11 protein-coding genes are annotated in these 13,893 nt (G+C 62.3%); 5 read left to right on the plus strand and 6 right to left on the minus strand.

Annotated elements, in window-relative coordinates; all coding sequences use genetic code 11:
* Positions 1–15 precede the first annotated feature (15 nt).
* Both argE and mfd read right to left on the minus strand, forming a co-directional pair.
* Positions 16–1,266, minus strand: coding sequence for an acetylornithine deacetylase (argE, locus tag FSO04_RS23970; protein ID WP_154563133.1), 1,251 nt, complete (start codon positions 1,264–1,266; stop codon positions 16–18).
* A 92-nt stretch (positions 1,267–1,358) separates the two neighbouring features.
* Positions 1,359–4,841, minus strand: a complete 3,483-nt coding sequence (mfd, locus tag FSO04_RS23975) for a transcription-repair coupling factor (RefSeq protein ID WP_154563135.1) — start codon at positions 4,839–4,841, stop codon at positions 1,359–1,361.
* A 121-nt stretch (positions 4,842–4,962) separates the two neighbouring features.
* On the opposite strand from mfd, the gene ispD reads away from it, so the two are divergent.
* Together ispD and ispF are read left to right on the plus strand one after the other, a co-directional pair.
* Positions 4,963–5,679 (plus strand): 2-C-methyl-D-erythritol 4-phosphate cytidylyltransferase, encoded by a 717-nt coding sequence (gene ispD / locus FSO04_RS23980; protein WP_168435807.1) that lies wholly within the window; start codon positions 4,963–4,965, stop codon positions 5,677–5,679.
* A 37-nt stretch (positions 5,680–5,716) separates the two neighbouring features.
* Positions 5,717–6,196, plus strand: coding sequence for a 2-C-methyl-D-erythritol 2,4-cyclodiphosphate synthase (ispF, locus tag FSO04_RS23985; protein ID WP_154563137.1), 480 nt, complete (start codon positions 5,717–5,719; stop codon positions 6,194–6,196).
* Between the two features lie 114 nt (positions 6,197–6,310).
* On the opposite strand, the gene FSO04_RS23990 is transcribed toward ispF, so the two are convergent.
* The 3 genes from FSO04_RS23990 to ompR form a co-directional block, all read right to left on the minus strand.
* The gene (locus FSO04_RS23990; protein ID WP_154563139.1) at positions 6,311–6,859 is read right to left on the minus strand and encodes a peroxiredoxin; all 549 of its coding nucleotides are present in this window, start codon (positions 6,857–6,859) and stop codon (positions 6,311–6,313) included.
* Between the two features lie 189 nt (positions 6,860–7,048).
* Positions 7,049–8,398, minus strand: a complete 1,350-nt coding sequence (locus FSO04_RS23995; protein WP_054039512.1) for an ATP-binding protein — start codon at positions 8,396–8,398, stop codon at positions 7,049–7,051.
* 139 nt (positions 8,399–8,537) lie between these two features.
* The gene (gene ompR / locus FSO04_RS24000) at positions 8,538–9,272 is read right to left on the minus strand and encodes an osmolarity response regulator transcription factor OmpR (RefSeq protein WP_006048917.1); all 735 of its coding nucleotides are present in this window, start codon (positions 9,270–9,272) and stop codon (positions 8,538–8,540) included.
* Between the two features lie 229 nt (positions 9,273–9,501).
* Between ompR and FSO04_RS47670 the strand changes: the two genes are divergently transcribed.
* The 3 genes from FSO04_RS47670 to FSO04_RS24015 all read left to right on the plus strand — a co-directional run bounded on the left by FSO04_RS47670 (position 9,502) and on the right by FSO04_RS24015 (position 13,002).
* Positions 9,502–9,834, plus strand: coding sequence for a hypothetical protein (locus FSO04_RS47670; RefSeq protein WP_154563167.1), 333 nt, complete (start codon positions 9,502–9,504; stop codon positions 9,832–9,834).
* A 182-nt stretch (positions 9,835–10,016) separates the two neighbouring features.
* Positions 10,017–11,657: a DUF1800 domain-containing protein gene (locus FSO04_RS24010; RefSeq protein WP_154563141.1), complete on the plus strand. Its 1,641-nt coding sequence runs from the start codon at positions 10,017–10,019 to the stop codon at positions 11,655–11,657.
* A gap of 127 nt (positions 11,658–11,784) precedes the next feature.
* Positions 11,785–13,002 (plus strand): DUF1501 domain-containing protein, encoded by a 1,218-nt coding sequence (locus FSO04_RS24015; RefSeq protein ID WP_154563143.1) that lies wholly within the window; start codon positions 11,785–11,787, stop codon positions 13,000–13,002.
* Positions 13,003–13,055: 53 nt separating this feature from the next.
* Here FSO04_RS24015 and FSO04_RS24020 read toward each other — a convergent pair whose 3' ends face one another.
* Positions 13,056–13,880 (minus strand): squalene/phytoene synthase family protein, encoded by an 825-nt coding sequence (locus FSO04_RS24020; RefSeq protein ID WP_168435810.1) that lies wholly within the window; start codon positions 13,878–13,880, stop codon positions 13,056–13,058.
* Positions 13,881–13,893: the final 13 nt, after the last annotated feature.

Genomic DNA, 13,893 nt, shown 5'->3' on the forward strand with positions numbered 1-13,893 from the left:
TTACCGGGCTCAGTTTCAGTGCGCGTGCGCCTCGACCGACATGCTGTGGATGAATTTTTGCAGGAAGCGCTCGCATGCCACGAGCTGATCCAGCGCGACGAATTCGTTGGCTTTGTGCGCCTGCTGGATGTCGCCGGGACCGCACACAATGCTCGGAATGCCCGCCAGCGAGAACAGCCCCGCTTCAGTGCCGTACGCGACCTTACGCTTGTCCTGGTCCGCGGTCAGCGCACGCACGAGTTGCGTGATTGCAGCTTGTTCAGACGAATCGAGGCCGGGCGCCGCGGCGATCTTCGTGATCTCGATGGCCGCGGATGGATGCTCGCGCAACATTTTCGGCAGCAGCGTTTCGCGTGCGTATTGATCGATGCGCTCGAAGATCGGTTCGGGATCGAGCGTGGGCAGATTGCGGAATTCGAACTGGAACTTGCATTCGGCGGGCACGGTATTGATCGCGTTGCCGCCGATGATCGTGCTGGTTTGCGCCGTGGTGAAGGGCACGTCGTACAGTTCGTCGAAGGGGCCCTGCGCGCGGAATTGATCGGCCATATCGCGGATGTAGCAGATCAGGCGCGCGGCGTATTCGATCGCATTCAAGCCCTTCGGTGTGAGCGACGAATGCGCCGCCTGGCCGCGCACGCAGCACTGATATGCGTTGATGCCTTTGTGTGCCACGATCGGGCGCATGCTGGTCGGCTCGCCGACGATGCAGCCGTCCGGCTTCACACCACGCTTCATCAGATCGGCAATCAGGAGCGGTGCGCCGGCACACCCGACTTCCTCGTCGAACGACAACGCGAAGTGAATTGACCTCGCGAGTCTGGTGCGCTGCATCTCGGGCACGAGTGCAAGCGCCGCGCCAATGAAGCCTTTCATGTCGCAGGTGCCGCGGCCGTACAGCTTGTCGTCGCGAATTTCCGGCTTGAACGGATCGCTGTCCCATTGCTGACCGTCTACGGGCACGACATCCGTATGGCCCGACAGCACCACGCCGCCATTTGTCTCACCGTCGTGTGCGGGAATCGTTGCGAAGAGATTCGCCCATTTGCCGCTTTCGTCGTGGGTGAGTGTGGCTTCGATGCCGACTGCGCGCAATTCGTCGCGTACGATTTCGATCAGACCGAGATTCGGATTGCGGCTTACCGTGTCCATCGACACGAGACGGGTCACCCACGGAAGCGAGGCTGGCAGCGAGGCAGGCGAAGAAGAATTCGATTCAGAGGCGGGGCTTTGCGAGGACTGCGCTGTTTCAGCGACGTGAGACATGACAAGACTCCGGCATTTGAGTCTTTCGATCATACCCAAAAAAAACGCACCCGTATGCTGCGGCGCGCGTTTGCGCACCGCAGCATACGGCGTTAGCGCGCGGCAGCCGCGGCAGCCGTGCCGCGGCTGGGTGTACCGAGTGCGCGCAAGGTCTCTTTCACCGTCGCCACACGCACGGCCAGATCCGGGCTGCGCGTTTCAATGCGCAGCTTGTCCTGGCCCGCGAGCTTGATGTGCTTGTGTTTCTGCACCATCTCGATGATCCGCATCGCGTCGATTGGCGGATTGGGGATGAACTGCAAGCCGATCACCGTTTCGCCCGCATCGATCTTCGAAATGCCCAAGGGCTTCGCCGCCAACCGCAGGCGATGCGTCTCGACGAGCGCATGCGCTTGCGGCGGCAACTTGCCGAAACGGTCGATCAACTCTTCCTGAATGCTGTCGATTGAATCGTTGTGTTCGCAATTCGCGAGGCGCTTGTAGAGCGACAGGCGTTCCTGCACGTCGCCGCAATAGTCCGCCGGCAGAATCGCCGGTGCGTGCAGATTGATCTCGGTGGTCGCCGCGAGCGGTGCGGTGAGGTCCGGCTCCTTGCCTTCCTTGAGCGCCTTCACGGCGTCGTTCAGCATGTCGGTGTAAAGCTGGAATCCGATCTCCTGAATCTCGCCCGATTGCTTGTCGCCGAGCACTTCACCCGTACCGCGGATTTCGAGGTCGTGCATCGCGAGATAGAAGCCCGAGCCGAGTTCCTCCATCTGCTGGATCGCTTCGAGGCGGCGCTGCGCCTGCTTGGTCAGACCTTGCGGGTCATGCACCAGCAGATACGAATACGCCTGGTGATGCGAACGGCCTACGCGGCCACGCAACTGATGCAATTGCGCGAGGCCGAACTTGTCGGAGCGGTGAATCAGAATCGTGTTCGCACTCGGCACGTCGATACCGGTTTCGATGATCGTCGTGCACAGCAGAACGTTCGCGCGTTGGGCAACGAAGTCGCGCATAACGCGTTCGAGTTCGCGCTCATGCATCTGTCCATGCGCGACGGCGATACGTGCTTCGGGCACGAGCGCTTCAAGCATCTGCCGGCGATTCTCGATCGTTTCGACTTCGTTATGCAGGAAGTACACCTGGCCGCCACGTTTCAACTCGCGCAACATTGCTTCGCGAATCACGCTGTCTTCTTCGCGACGCACGAAGGTTTTGATCGCGAGGCGCTTTTGCGGCGCGGTGGCAATCACGGAGAAATCGCGCAGGCCTTCGAGCGCCATGCCGAGCGTACGCGGGATTGGCGTCGCAGTGAGCGTGAGTACGTCGACTTCGGCGCGCAACGCTTTCAATGCCTCTTTCTGACGCACGCCGAAACGGTGTTCCTCGTCGATGATCACGAGTCCCAGCCGCTTGAACTGCACGTCCGACGACAGCAGCTTGTGCGTGCCGATCACGATATCGACCGTGCCTTCGTTGATCTGCTGGATCGCCGCGTTGACTTCCTTGGTCGACTTGAAGCGCGACAATTCGGCGATGCGCACCGGCCAGTCGGAGAATCGATCGCTAAAGGTTTGCGTGTGCTGTTCGGCGAGCAGCGTGGTGGGCGAGAGCAGCGCAACCTGCTTACCGCCCATCACCGCGATGAATGCCGCGCGCAAGGCCACCTCGGTCTTGCCGAAGCCGACGTCGCCGCACACGAGGCGATCCATCGGTTTTCCGCTCGTCATGTCGCCGATTACGGCCGCAATCGCCGCGGCCTGGTCCGGTGTTTCTTCGAAGCCGAAGCTCTCGGCGAACTTCACATAGTCTCTCGGTTCGAGCGCGAATGCATGGCCTTCGCGCAGGGCGCGCCGGGCATACAGGTTCAGCAGTTCGGCAGCGGTGTCGCGGATCTGCTGCGCGGCTCTGCGCTTGGCCTTTTCCCATTGGCCCGAGCCGAGCGAATGCAATGGCGCGCTTTCCGGATCCGCACCGCTGTAACGCGAGATCACGTGCAATTGCGCGACCGGCACGTAAAGCTTGCTGTCGCCCGCGTATTCGAGGTGCAGGAACTCGGTTTCGCCTTCGCCGAGATCCATCGTGACGAGGCCCATATAGCGGCCGATGCCGTGCTGCGAATGCACGACCGGATCGCCGAGCTTCAGCTCGGACAGATCCCGCACCATCGAATCGACGTTGCTCGCCTGCTCCTGGCGGCGCCGTCCCGTGCGGCGCGCGAGTGGGCCGTAAAGCTCGGTTTCTGTGATGATCGCGATGCCGTCGACGGGCACCGCAAAGCCGTTCGCCAAAGGCGCGACGCCTAGCGAAAAACGTTCGTCGCTCGTGAGCCAGTCCTGGAAGCTGTCGCTCGATACAGGCCGGAGGTGATTATCGGCCAGCAGTTGCAACAGCGTTTCACGACGGCCCGCCGATTCCGTGGCGAACAGCACGCGGTTCGGCGTGGTCTCGAGATAGGTACGCAAAGCCGAGACCGGATCTTCCGCGTGACGGTCGATCGCAAGATCCGGCAGCGGGGTCGACCAGCCGCCGCCCGCGTTGGCGGGCAAGGCGAGCCGCGCGAACGGCTTGGCGAACGCAAAGAAATCCTCGTCCGAGAGGAACAGACGCTGCGGCTCCAGAATCGGCCGGTCGCGATCGTGCGACAGGAAGTTGTAGCGCTGTTTGGTGTCGTTGGTGAAGCGCCGGATCGCCGCGTCCAGATCGCCGACGAACGCCAGTTGCGCGCCTTCGGGCAGGTAATGGAACAGCGTCGCCGTTTCTTCGAAGAAGAGCGGCAAATAGTATTCGATGCCCGCCGACGGCACGCCGTTGCCGATGTCCTTGTAAATCGACGCACGGCTCGGATCGCCCTCGAAGGTCTCGCGCCAGCGGCTGCGGAAAGCCGTGCGCGCCGCTTCGTCGAAGGGGAATTCGCGGCCGGGCAAGAGACGCACGTCCTTCACCGGATAGAGGCTGCGCTGGGTGTCCGGGTCGAATGCACGGATCGAGTCGACCTGGTCGTCGAACAGGTCGATCCGGTACGGCAGGGGCGAGCCCATCGGGTAGAGGTCGAGCAGCGAGCCGCGCACGCAGTATTCGCCGGGACGCACCACCTGGCTCACGTGCTCGTAGCCGGCGAGCGTCAACTGCGCTTTAAGCTTGGCCTCGTCGAGGCGTTCACCTTGCGAGAAGGAGAAGGTGTAGCCCGCCATGAACGAGGCGGGCGGCATCCGGTACAAAGCGGTGGTGGCCGGCACCAGCAGGATGTCGCAGCGGCCTTCGCCCAGATCGTGCAGCGTGGCGAGGCGCTCGGAGACCAGATCCTGGTGGGGCGAAAAGGTATCGTAAGGCAGCGTTTCCCAGTCGGGCAGCAAACGCACGCGTGCCTCGGGCGCGAAAAAGCTGATTTCCTGCGCCAGCCGCTGCGCGTCGACGGCGCTTTCGCAGACGACCGCCAGCAGCGGCACCTTCTCGCGGTAGGCGAGATGGTAGCGGGCGATCAGCAGCGCGTCGGACGAGCCGTGCGTGCCGTCGAAGGCGAAACGCTGGCCGGCCTTGACGAGCGCGACGGGCGGGGAGTACTGCGATGATGCGGCGATGTCTGGCATAGAAGAGAAAAAGCGGCCTCGGGCTCACACGTGATCGGCAAGTTTACGCGTGTCGGGGCGTAGATGCGAAGGACCTATTATAAAATCCGTCCTTTACTTTGACCTCGCGGCATCCGCACTCGTGACTTCCCGTCTATTTGCCCTGATTCCGTGCGCTGGCACCGGCAGCCGTTCCGGCGCAGCGATGCCCAAACAATATCGCACTGTCGCCGGTCGCGACATGTTGCATTACTCGCTGGCGGCTTTCGACGCCTGCAGCGAGTTTGCGCAAACCCTTGTCGTGATTGCCCCCGACGACCAGCATTTCGACGCCCGCCGCTTCAGCGGCTTGCGTTTCGCCGTGCGCCGCGCCGGTGGGGCGTCGCGCCAGGCGTCGGTGCTGAACGGGCTGCACGCGCTGGCCGAGTTCGGCGCGCGCGACGACGACTGGGTGCTGGTGCACGACGCAGCGCGGCCGGGCATTACGCCTGGCTTGATCCGCACGCTGATCGGCGCGCTGAAGGACGACGCGGTGGGCGGCATCATGGCCTTGCCGGTGGCGGATACCTTGAAGCGGATCGACCCGGGCTCGTCTGACGGGCGGATTGCCCGCACGGAGGCACGAGATGGTCTGTGGCAAGCGCAGACGCCGCAGATGTTCCGCATCGGCATGTTGCGCGAGGCGATTTTGCGCGCGCAGGCGGACGGCCACGATTTGACCGACGAAGCGAGCGCGATCGAGTGGCTGGGACACGCGCCCAGGCTGGTGCAGGGGAGTTTGCGTAACTTCAAGGTCACTTATCCGGAAGACTTCGATCTGGCCGAGGCGATTTTGTGCCGGCCGTCTTCGGCTTCCTGAATGGATAAATCAGATTTTAATCAATGGGCTTGAGCATATGGATTTCAGAATTGGGCAGGGTTATGACGTGCATGCGCTGGTGCCGGGACGTCCGTTGATTATCGGCGGCGTGACGATTCCCTATGAGCGCGGGCTGCTCGGGCATTCGGATGCGGACGTGCTGTTGCATGCGATTACCGATGCTATTTTTGGCGCGGCCGCGATGGGCGATATTGGGCGGCATTTCTCCGATACGGATGCGAAGTTCGCCGGCGCGGATAGCCGGGTTTTATTGCGGGAGTGTTTTGCTCGCGTGACAGCGGCGGGGTTTTCTATCGCTAACGTGGATAGCAGCGTGGTGGCTCAGGCGCCCAAGCTGGCGCCGCATATCGAAGGGATGCGGGCTAATATCGCTGCGGATCTTAACCTGCCGGTTGAACGGGTTAATGTTAAAGCCAAAACTAACGAGAAGCTGGGCTACCTCGGGCGAGGCGAGGGCATTGAAGCGCAGGCAGCGGTTTTGTTGAACAAGAATTGATGTTGGGTTTTGGTGTTTGCGGTTCTTTCACAAAAACCATGAGCGCGCAGCGAAAAAATCTTAATCCCGCTGCGCGCGAAAAAAACCTGTTCACCTTCAGCAGCAATATGCGGATTACAGCGTTGCGCCGCCGATCGGGCGGTTGCACGGGCACTCTTCGTCCGTTTGCAGAGCGTCGAGAATACGCAGCACTTCTGTCGGGTTGCGGCCGACGTTCAGATTGTTCACCGAAACGTGTTGAATCGTATTGTCCGGATCGACGATGAACGTTGCGCGCAGCGCCACACCAGCTTCCTTGTCGCGCACGCCGAGCTGGTCGATCAACTCGCCCTTCACATCACCAAACGAATAGTGGTTTAGCCGGCTCAGGTCCTTTTGCTCGCGGCGCCAGGCCAGCTTGACGAATTCGTTGTCCACACTGCCACCGAGCAACACCGCGTCGCGCTCGTCGAAATCCTTGACCAGCTTGTCGAACTCGACGATTTCGGTCGGGCACACGAACGTGAAGTCCTTCGGATAGAAATAGATGATCTTCCACTTGTCCGGAAACGACTGCTCCGTGATCTCTTCGAACGCGGACACGCCGTTTTCTTCATGGTTGTTGAAGCCCGGCTTGGCCGCAGTGACGGTGAACGCTTCGACTTTATCGCCAACGGTTTTCATGCAGGGGCTCCTTCGTGAGATGGAAAAACAGCATGTTTGACGCTATCAGCTCGTCGGAACAACTACGTTGCACGTTTCCGAGTATGGCCCTATGAAGGTATCCGTTCAATAGTATCCATCTAACGCCTTGGGGGAGTTGTTACTCAACGCGGCCGGGGGGTGCACGGGCGACGCAACGCCCCTGCCGGTTCAGGCGCCTTTTGCGAGCGGAAACTCAATCGTGACCTCGAGGCCCGGGCCTGGTGTGCGATTGCGCAGACGCAGCGCGCCGCGATAGCGGCCTACCAGCCGCTGCACGATGGCCATGCCGAGGCCCGTGCCGTTCGCCTGGGTACGCGCGGAATTCACGCGATAGAACGGTCGCGTGACAAGCGCCAATTGGTCTTCAGGAATTCCGGGCCCCTCGTCGACCACGGACAATTCGACCCGCGAGTGCGATACCCGCGTTTCCAGAATCACGTGCGGTATGCCGTCGCCGTCGCTCAAACCGTACTTGCGCGCGTTCTCCAGCAGATTGCCGACCACGCGCCGCATGTCGGTCTCATCCGCCTCGATCACCGCCGATGGCGCGAGGCGCGTAATCAGCCGCATGCTGTCCTCGCTTTGCATCCGCGCGGCAAGCTCGCCTGCGATCACCGACAGGTCGACGGGCTCCGGCACCCGCTGCACCGGGCGGGCGTAGTCGAGGAACCGGCCGATGATCATGTCCATCTGCTCGATGTCGTCAACCATCGCGTCTTTAGTGGCCTGGTCGGACGGGCTCATTTCGGTTTCGAGCCGCAGCCGCGCGAGCGGGGTGCGCAGATCGTGCGAAATACCGGCGAGCATCAATGCGCGGTCGGCCTCGAGCTGTTCGAGGTCCTGCACCATCTGGTTGAAACTGCGATTGGTCTCGGCGGCCACGCCCATGCCGCGCTCGGGCAAGGGCTCTGGCGACTGGCCTGAGCCGACCTTGCGCGCGGCCATGGCGAGCCGGGCGAACGGACGGTTCACGAGACTGGTGATGAACGCCGCGCCGAAAAGTGACAGCGCCAGCGCAAATACGCCCCAGCCGGCCCATTGCAGGCCCGTCGCGTTGTCCAGTTGATCGCGGTCGAGCGCCACCCAGTAATCGTCGTCGTCGATCTTGAAGCTGATCCAGACGCCGGGGATGTCGTTCACGCTCTGTGCAATGACCGTGTCGTCGCCGAGACGGCCACGAATGTCGTGTTCGATCAGCCGGTTCAGCGACTCGTCGGGCTGGAGTTTGTACTTGTCGGTGGTTTCGCGCGGGTATACGCGCACCCCTTCATTGCTCTCCAGATCCTGCAGCAGGGCGCGCCGCAGATCGGGATCGGAATAGAGGAGTGCGGTGCGCGTGAGCTTGACGATGGCGACCAGTTGCAACGCCACGCGCTGCGCGCGCGGCTCGCGTTCGATCACCCGAAAGCTCTGGAACCACGCGGCGAGACTGACTGCGATCAACAGCGCGATCAACAGAAAGGTCCGCCAGAAAAGGCCGCCGAACGCGAGCGTCAGGAGGCGCCGGTCGATCCGCATGGGCCCTTCTTATCTGGAACTATCTTGTAGGGGACCAGAGATAAGGCGCTAAAGCGCCAACTCTGGTCGACCGCTTTGCATGGGACCAGAGATAAGGCGCTAAAGCGCCAACTCTGGTCGACAGGAGGCGAGAGCAAACTCAGGCTGCACCGTCAGGAATGAACACGTAGCCGAGGCCCCAGACGGTTTGAATGAAACGCGGGCTGCCCGGATCCGGTTCGATCAGCTTGCGCAGACGCGAAATCTGCACGTCGAGACTGCGGTCGAACACTTCATATTCACGGCCGCGCGCCAGTTCCATCAGTTTTTCACGCGACAGCGGCTGACGCGGGTGACGCGCAAATACCTTTAGCACCGAGAACTCACCCGTGGTCAGCGGGATTTCCTGGCCGGCCTTGGTGAGCGTGCGGGTGGCCAGATTCAGCGCGAACTCGCCGAACTCGAACACCTCGGTGGTTTCGGACGGCGCCCCTGGCAACTCCGACGGCGATTGCCGGCGCAGCACTGCGTGAATCCGCGCGACCAGTTCGCGCGGGTTGAACGGCTTGGGCAGATAGTCGTCGGCGCCCATTTCGAGGCCGACGATACGGTCGACGTCTTCACCCTTGGCCGTCAGCATGATGATCGGCGTGCGGTCGTTGCTGCCGCGCAGGCGGCGGCAGATCGACAGGCCGTCCTCGCCGGGCAGCATCAGATCGAGCACCAGCAAGTCGAAGCGCTCACGCACCCAGAGCTTGTTCATGGACGGCGCGTTCTCGGCAACGTAGACATTGAAGCCCTGTTCACCGAGGTAGCGGCGCAGCAGATCGCGCAGGCGCGGATCGTCGTCGACGACGAGGATTTTCGAAGGGTTTTTGGTTTCCATGGTCGGCATCTTAGCGCGATTAGAAAGTAGCGCGCGGTTGCATCATTTATCGGGTTACAGTCAGTTACAAAATTTACCCGCACTGTGGCACGACGTAAAGCACGGGCAGGTAGACTCCTTTACTGAATGCGGCTGTTCGGTGGATACTTCACTCGACTAAAACTCTCGCACCCGGCTCGCTACCGGGGTTTGTATACGCATTTGAGGTAGCCGGTTGCCGCGCCACGAAGGGAACAACATGAAGGGAGGGGTTTGGCCGAATGTGCGCCTGAGCGTAATTGCACTGGCGATTGCCGGTACGCTTGCAGGCACACTAGGACCAACGCTCGCCCACGCCCAGCCTTCGGCCGACAGAGCTGCAAGCGAACGTACGCCAAAACTGCCTAATTCCAAAGCGAGTCGCCGCAACCCCAGCGTCACTAACGACCGCCCTGCGTCAGACGTGATGTTGCGCACCGCAGTTCCCCCCGATCTCGATCAACGCCGTCGTGATGGTCATATGACGCCCGACGAACGGCGTCTGTTACGGCAGCACATCGAAGACGCTGTCCGCGAGCTCTATAAACGGTAGCTATTTTCGTGCCTGCTCCCGGGCATGCCGGTCGCCCGCCGGTCGCTGTTTCTCCGCGCGTGAAAGATTTCGTTGCACTTCCCCCGTCAACTTTCCCGTTCCATCTGCCGTTGAGTTGCCAGAGCACAGCGCGTTTCGCATGCGCGAATGCCTTTCCGTGATGCCCCGCAACCGGATGACCGATGATGAAAGTGCTGACAGGCGGTAAAGATGCGCGCTGGCTGGCAGTCATGGCCACGGCGTTAGTGGCCGTGACGTGGTGTGCACCGGCGCCGGCCGTGCAGCAGGGCGCCCCTACCTCTCATGCTCCCCATAACAAGCATCGCGCGCCGTCTGCCGCGTCTGCCGTTTCCGTGGCCGACGAGGACATCCTCGACGCCGACGACGCCCGCTTCTTCCTGACGCGCGTCGGCTTTGCGCCCGATAATGGCGAGGTCGCGCAATACGTTGGCCTCACACGCGAGCAGGCAGTGGACAAGGTGCTCGCGACAGCCCGAACCGAAGCTGTCACACCGCTGCCGGAGTGGGTGCTCGAACCGGTCCCGACGCGCGACATTCGCAAGACATGGACGGACGATCAACGTCGCGACGAGCAGCGGCTGCGCGGCCAGCGTTACGAACTATTACGCGCGTGGTGGGTGCGCGAGATGCTGGGCACGCCGTCGCCGCTGACCGAACGCATGACGCTCTTCTGGCACAACCACTTCACGTCCGGCCAGGACAAGGTCCAGTATCCGCAGCAGATGGCGCAGCAAAACATGCTGTTGCGCCGTGACGCGCTCGGCAACTTCGGCGAACTGTTGCACGACGTCGCGAAAGATCCGGCGATGCTGCAATACCTCGATGGCGCGAGCAATCGCAAGGGCAAGCCCAATGAAAACTTCGCGCGTGAAGTGATGGAGCTGTTCACGCTGGGCGAAGGGCACTACACACAACGCGACGTATCGGAAGCCGCGCGTGCCTACACCGGGTGGAGCCTCGATCCCGACACCCAGGCGTACGTGTGGCGCGCCAACCAGCACGACGATGGCGACAAGACCGTGCTCGGTCAAACCGGGCCGTTCGACGGCGATCAGGTGCTCGACATCCTGCTTGCGCGACCGGAGACCGCGACTTTTGTCACGACCAAGCTGTGGCGCGAGTTCGTCTCCGATACACCGGACCCCGCTCGCATCGCGCCGATCGCCGCGCAGTTCCGCGCGAGTCACTACGATATCAAGGTCGTGCTGCGCGGCCTTTTCATGAGCGACGCGTTCTGGGACGACGGCGATCGCGGCGTCCTCGTGAAATCGCCGGTTGAATTCGTGGTTGGGACACTGCGTGCGTTCGACATCGGCTACGACAACACGGCAGCGTTCGCCGCGCAGATCCGTACGCTCGGCGAGAACCTGTTCTACCCGCCCAACGTCAAAGGATGGCCGGGCGGTACGATATGGATCAATAGTTCGACGCTGCTGGCGCGCAAGCAATTCGTCGAGCAACTGTTTCGCGCGACTGAGACCGCCCGTCCGCAGCACATGAACAATCCGGTGGGCGCAAAGATCGCGGCGAGTGGCGCACCAGGCAATGTGCAGGCGAGTCCGCCGATGCAGCACGCGATGGCGCGTGTCGGCCCGGTCGGCCAGGGTGGCGTACGCTTTGACATCGACACGTGGCTTGCGCATTACAACACCGCGCCGACGGCGAAGCCGGGGCTGTCGGCGGAGCTTCAGTTGCAGCACGCGGTCTTGCCGCTCACACCGGTCGACGCGATCGAAACCGATTCGACCGCCAGCGCTTATCTGGAGGCGTTGCTGATGGACCCGGCTTATCAATTGAAGTGAGGAAGTGAGCAGCGCGGACCGGCGACGGAATTGAGCTGCTCATCCGTGTAACGCCGATGAGCAGCGCAAATAAACGATCCGTCGACGGCGGCACGACACGCGCCATGACAATCGAACGAGGTGCAGGATGAAACGACGCAGCTTTCTCTCGATGGGCGCAGCCGCCGGCGCGACGCTGTGGTTGCCACACGCGTTCGGTGCGCTGGCGGCAGAAGTGGGCGGCTCAACGAATCGAGGTTACGGCAACCTGCTGATCCTCGTCGAACTGAAGGGCGGCAACGACGGTTTGAATACCGTGATTCCGTTTGCCGATCCCACTTACTATCAGCTGCGTAAAAACATCGGCATCAAACGCGAGCAGGCAATCCAGCTCGACGAGCGTACCGCGCTGCATCCGTCGTTGCAGCCGCTGATGCCGCTTTGGCAGAGCCAGCAACTGGCGATCGTACAGGGCGTCAGCTACGCGCAGCCGAACCTGTCGCATTTCCGCTCGATCGAGATCTGGGACACCGCGTCGCGTTCGGATCAATATCTGCGCGAGGGCTGGCTCACACGTGCGTTCGCGCAGGCGCCGGTGCCCGCGGGTTTTGCAGCCGACGGCGTGGTGATCGGCAGTGCCGAAATGGGACCGCTCGCCAACGGCGCACGCGCGATTGCGCTGGTCAATCCGGCGCAGTTCGTCAAGGCTTCGCGCCTCGTCACGCCGGTGTCGCTGCACGAGCGCAATCCGGAGTTGGCGCACATTCTCGACGTCGAGAACGACATCGTGAAAGCCGCCGATCGTCTGCGTCCCACGCAAGGTCAGGCGCAATTGAAGACGGTGTTTCCCGGTGGCGCATTCGGCGGTTCGATCAAGACGGCGATGCAGGTGCTCGCGGCTGGAAAAACCCCGCAAGGCCAGCCGAAGAGCGGGCAGGGCGTCGCGGTGATCCGTTTGACGCTGAACGGCTTCGATACGCACCAGAACCAGCCGGGTCAACAGGCGGCGTTGCTCAAGCAACTGGCCGATGGGTTTGCGTCGATGAAGTCGGCGCTGATGGAACTCGGCCGCTGGAGCGAGACGCTGGTGATGACGTACGCCGAGTTTGGCCGGCGCCCGCGTGAGAATCAGAGCAACGGCACCGACCATGGCACCGTGGCGCCGCATTTCGTCATGGGCGGGCGAGTGCGGGGCGGTTTGTACGGCGTGCCGCCGGTGCTCGCGCGGCTCGATGGCAATGGCAACTTACCGGTCGGCGTCGATTTTCAGCAACTCTACGCGACCGTGCTCGGGCCGTGGTGGGGACTCGACGCGTCTGCGATCCTGCAGCAGCGGTTCGAGCCGCTGCCGTTACTGCGCGTCTGATGATGGACGGCGTTGGCTCATCAGCATGAGCTGGCGGCCGTTGCGTCCGCCGCTTACCTCGCGCGCCACGCGATCCAGAGTTTGCGGATCGGCGTCAACGCAATGCGCTGATGCAGCACGTGATAGCCGTCACGTTCGATTTCATCCAGCAGCGCCAAGGCAAGTGCCGCCTGCGCCACGAGCGTGCGCTGCGAGCGGCGCTCATTCGCGGGCATGGCAGCGAGCGCTGCTTGCAACGCGTCGCGCGCCCGCTTGGTCTCGAAGCGCATCAGCTCGGTAAACGCATCGGAGTATTTCCGATTGATCAGATCCGCAGCGGTGACGTTAAAGCGCTGCATTTCATCGATCGGAATATAGATGCGGCCGTGGCGCGCATCATTGCCGGTTTCGGCGACGAACTGCGCAAGCTGCAGTGCCTCGCCGAGCGGCGCGGACCAGTTCGACGCCTGCGCGGTGTCTTTCGCCGTAGCACGCGCGACCAGCGACGCGAAGGTGCCGCCGACGCCTTGCACATAGCGCCGCAGATTCGGGTAGTCGAGATAGCGCGCCTGGTCGAGGTCCATTTCGAAACCGGCGAGCAAGGCCTGCAACTCGGGATATTCGGCCTCGACGTTAGGCAGATAAGCCGCCAGCGCCTTGGAAACCGGATGTGACGGTGAACCCGAAGCCAGTGCGGCGAGCTCGTTTTGCCACCACGCGAGTTTGGTGCGGCCGATGGCCGGATCACTGGTTTCCTTAACGGTTTCCTCGAACTCGCGACGCAGCGCGAACAGCGCGGTCAGGAGCGGTTGGCTTGCCGCGGACGCCTGCCGAAGCGCATAGTAAGTGCTCGATCCGGGCGGCGCCGCTTTCTGGTGGCAGTATTCGTCGAAATTCACGGGATAGGAATGT

The sequence above is a fragment of the Paraburkholderia madseniana genome (genome assembly GCF_009690905.1).
Lineage (GTDB): Bacteria > Pseudomonadota > Gammaproteobacteria > Burkholderiales > Burkholderiaceae > Paraburkholderia > Paraburkholderia madseniana.

Excerpts from the sequence above, each read along its gene's own strand:
- FSO04_RS23995 (WP_054039512.1), bottom strand. The coding sequence starts at position 8,398 with ATGCGGATCGACCGGCGCCTCCTGACGCTCGCGTTCGGCGGCCTTTTC.
- FSO04_RS47670 (WP_154563167.1), top strand. The coding sequence starts at position 9,502 with ATGAAGGGAGGGGTTTGGCCGAATGTGCGCCTGAGCGTAATTGCACTG.
- ompR (WP_006048917.1), bottom strand. The coding sequence starts at position 9,272 with ATGCCGACCATGGAAACCAAAAACCCTTCGAAAATCCTCGTCGTCGAC.
- FSO04_RS23990 (WP_154563139.1), bottom strand. The coding sequence starts at position 6,859 with ATGAAAACCGTTGGCGATAAAGTCGAAGCGTTCACCGTCACTGCGGCC.
- FSO04_RS24010 (WP_154563141.1), top strand. The coding sequence starts at position 10,017 with ATGATGAAAGTGCTGACAGGCGGTAAAGATGCGCGCTGGCTGGCAGTC.
- ispF (WP_154563137.1), top strand. The coding sequence starts at position 5,717 with ATGGATTTCAGAATTGGGCAGGGTTATGACGTGCATGCGCTGGTGCCG.
- mfd (WP_154563135.1), bottom strand. The coding sequence starts at position 4,841 with ATGCCAGACATCGCCGCATCATCGCAGTACTCCCCGCCCGTCGCGCTC.
- FSO04_RS24015 (WP_154563143.1), top strand. The coding sequence starts at position 11,785 with ATGAAACGACGCAGCTTTCTCTCGATGGGCGCAGCCGCCGGCGCGACG.
- argE (WP_154563133.1), bottom strand. The coding sequence starts at position 1,266 with ATGTCTCACGTCGCTGAAACAGCGCAGTCCTCGCAAAGCCCCGCCTCT.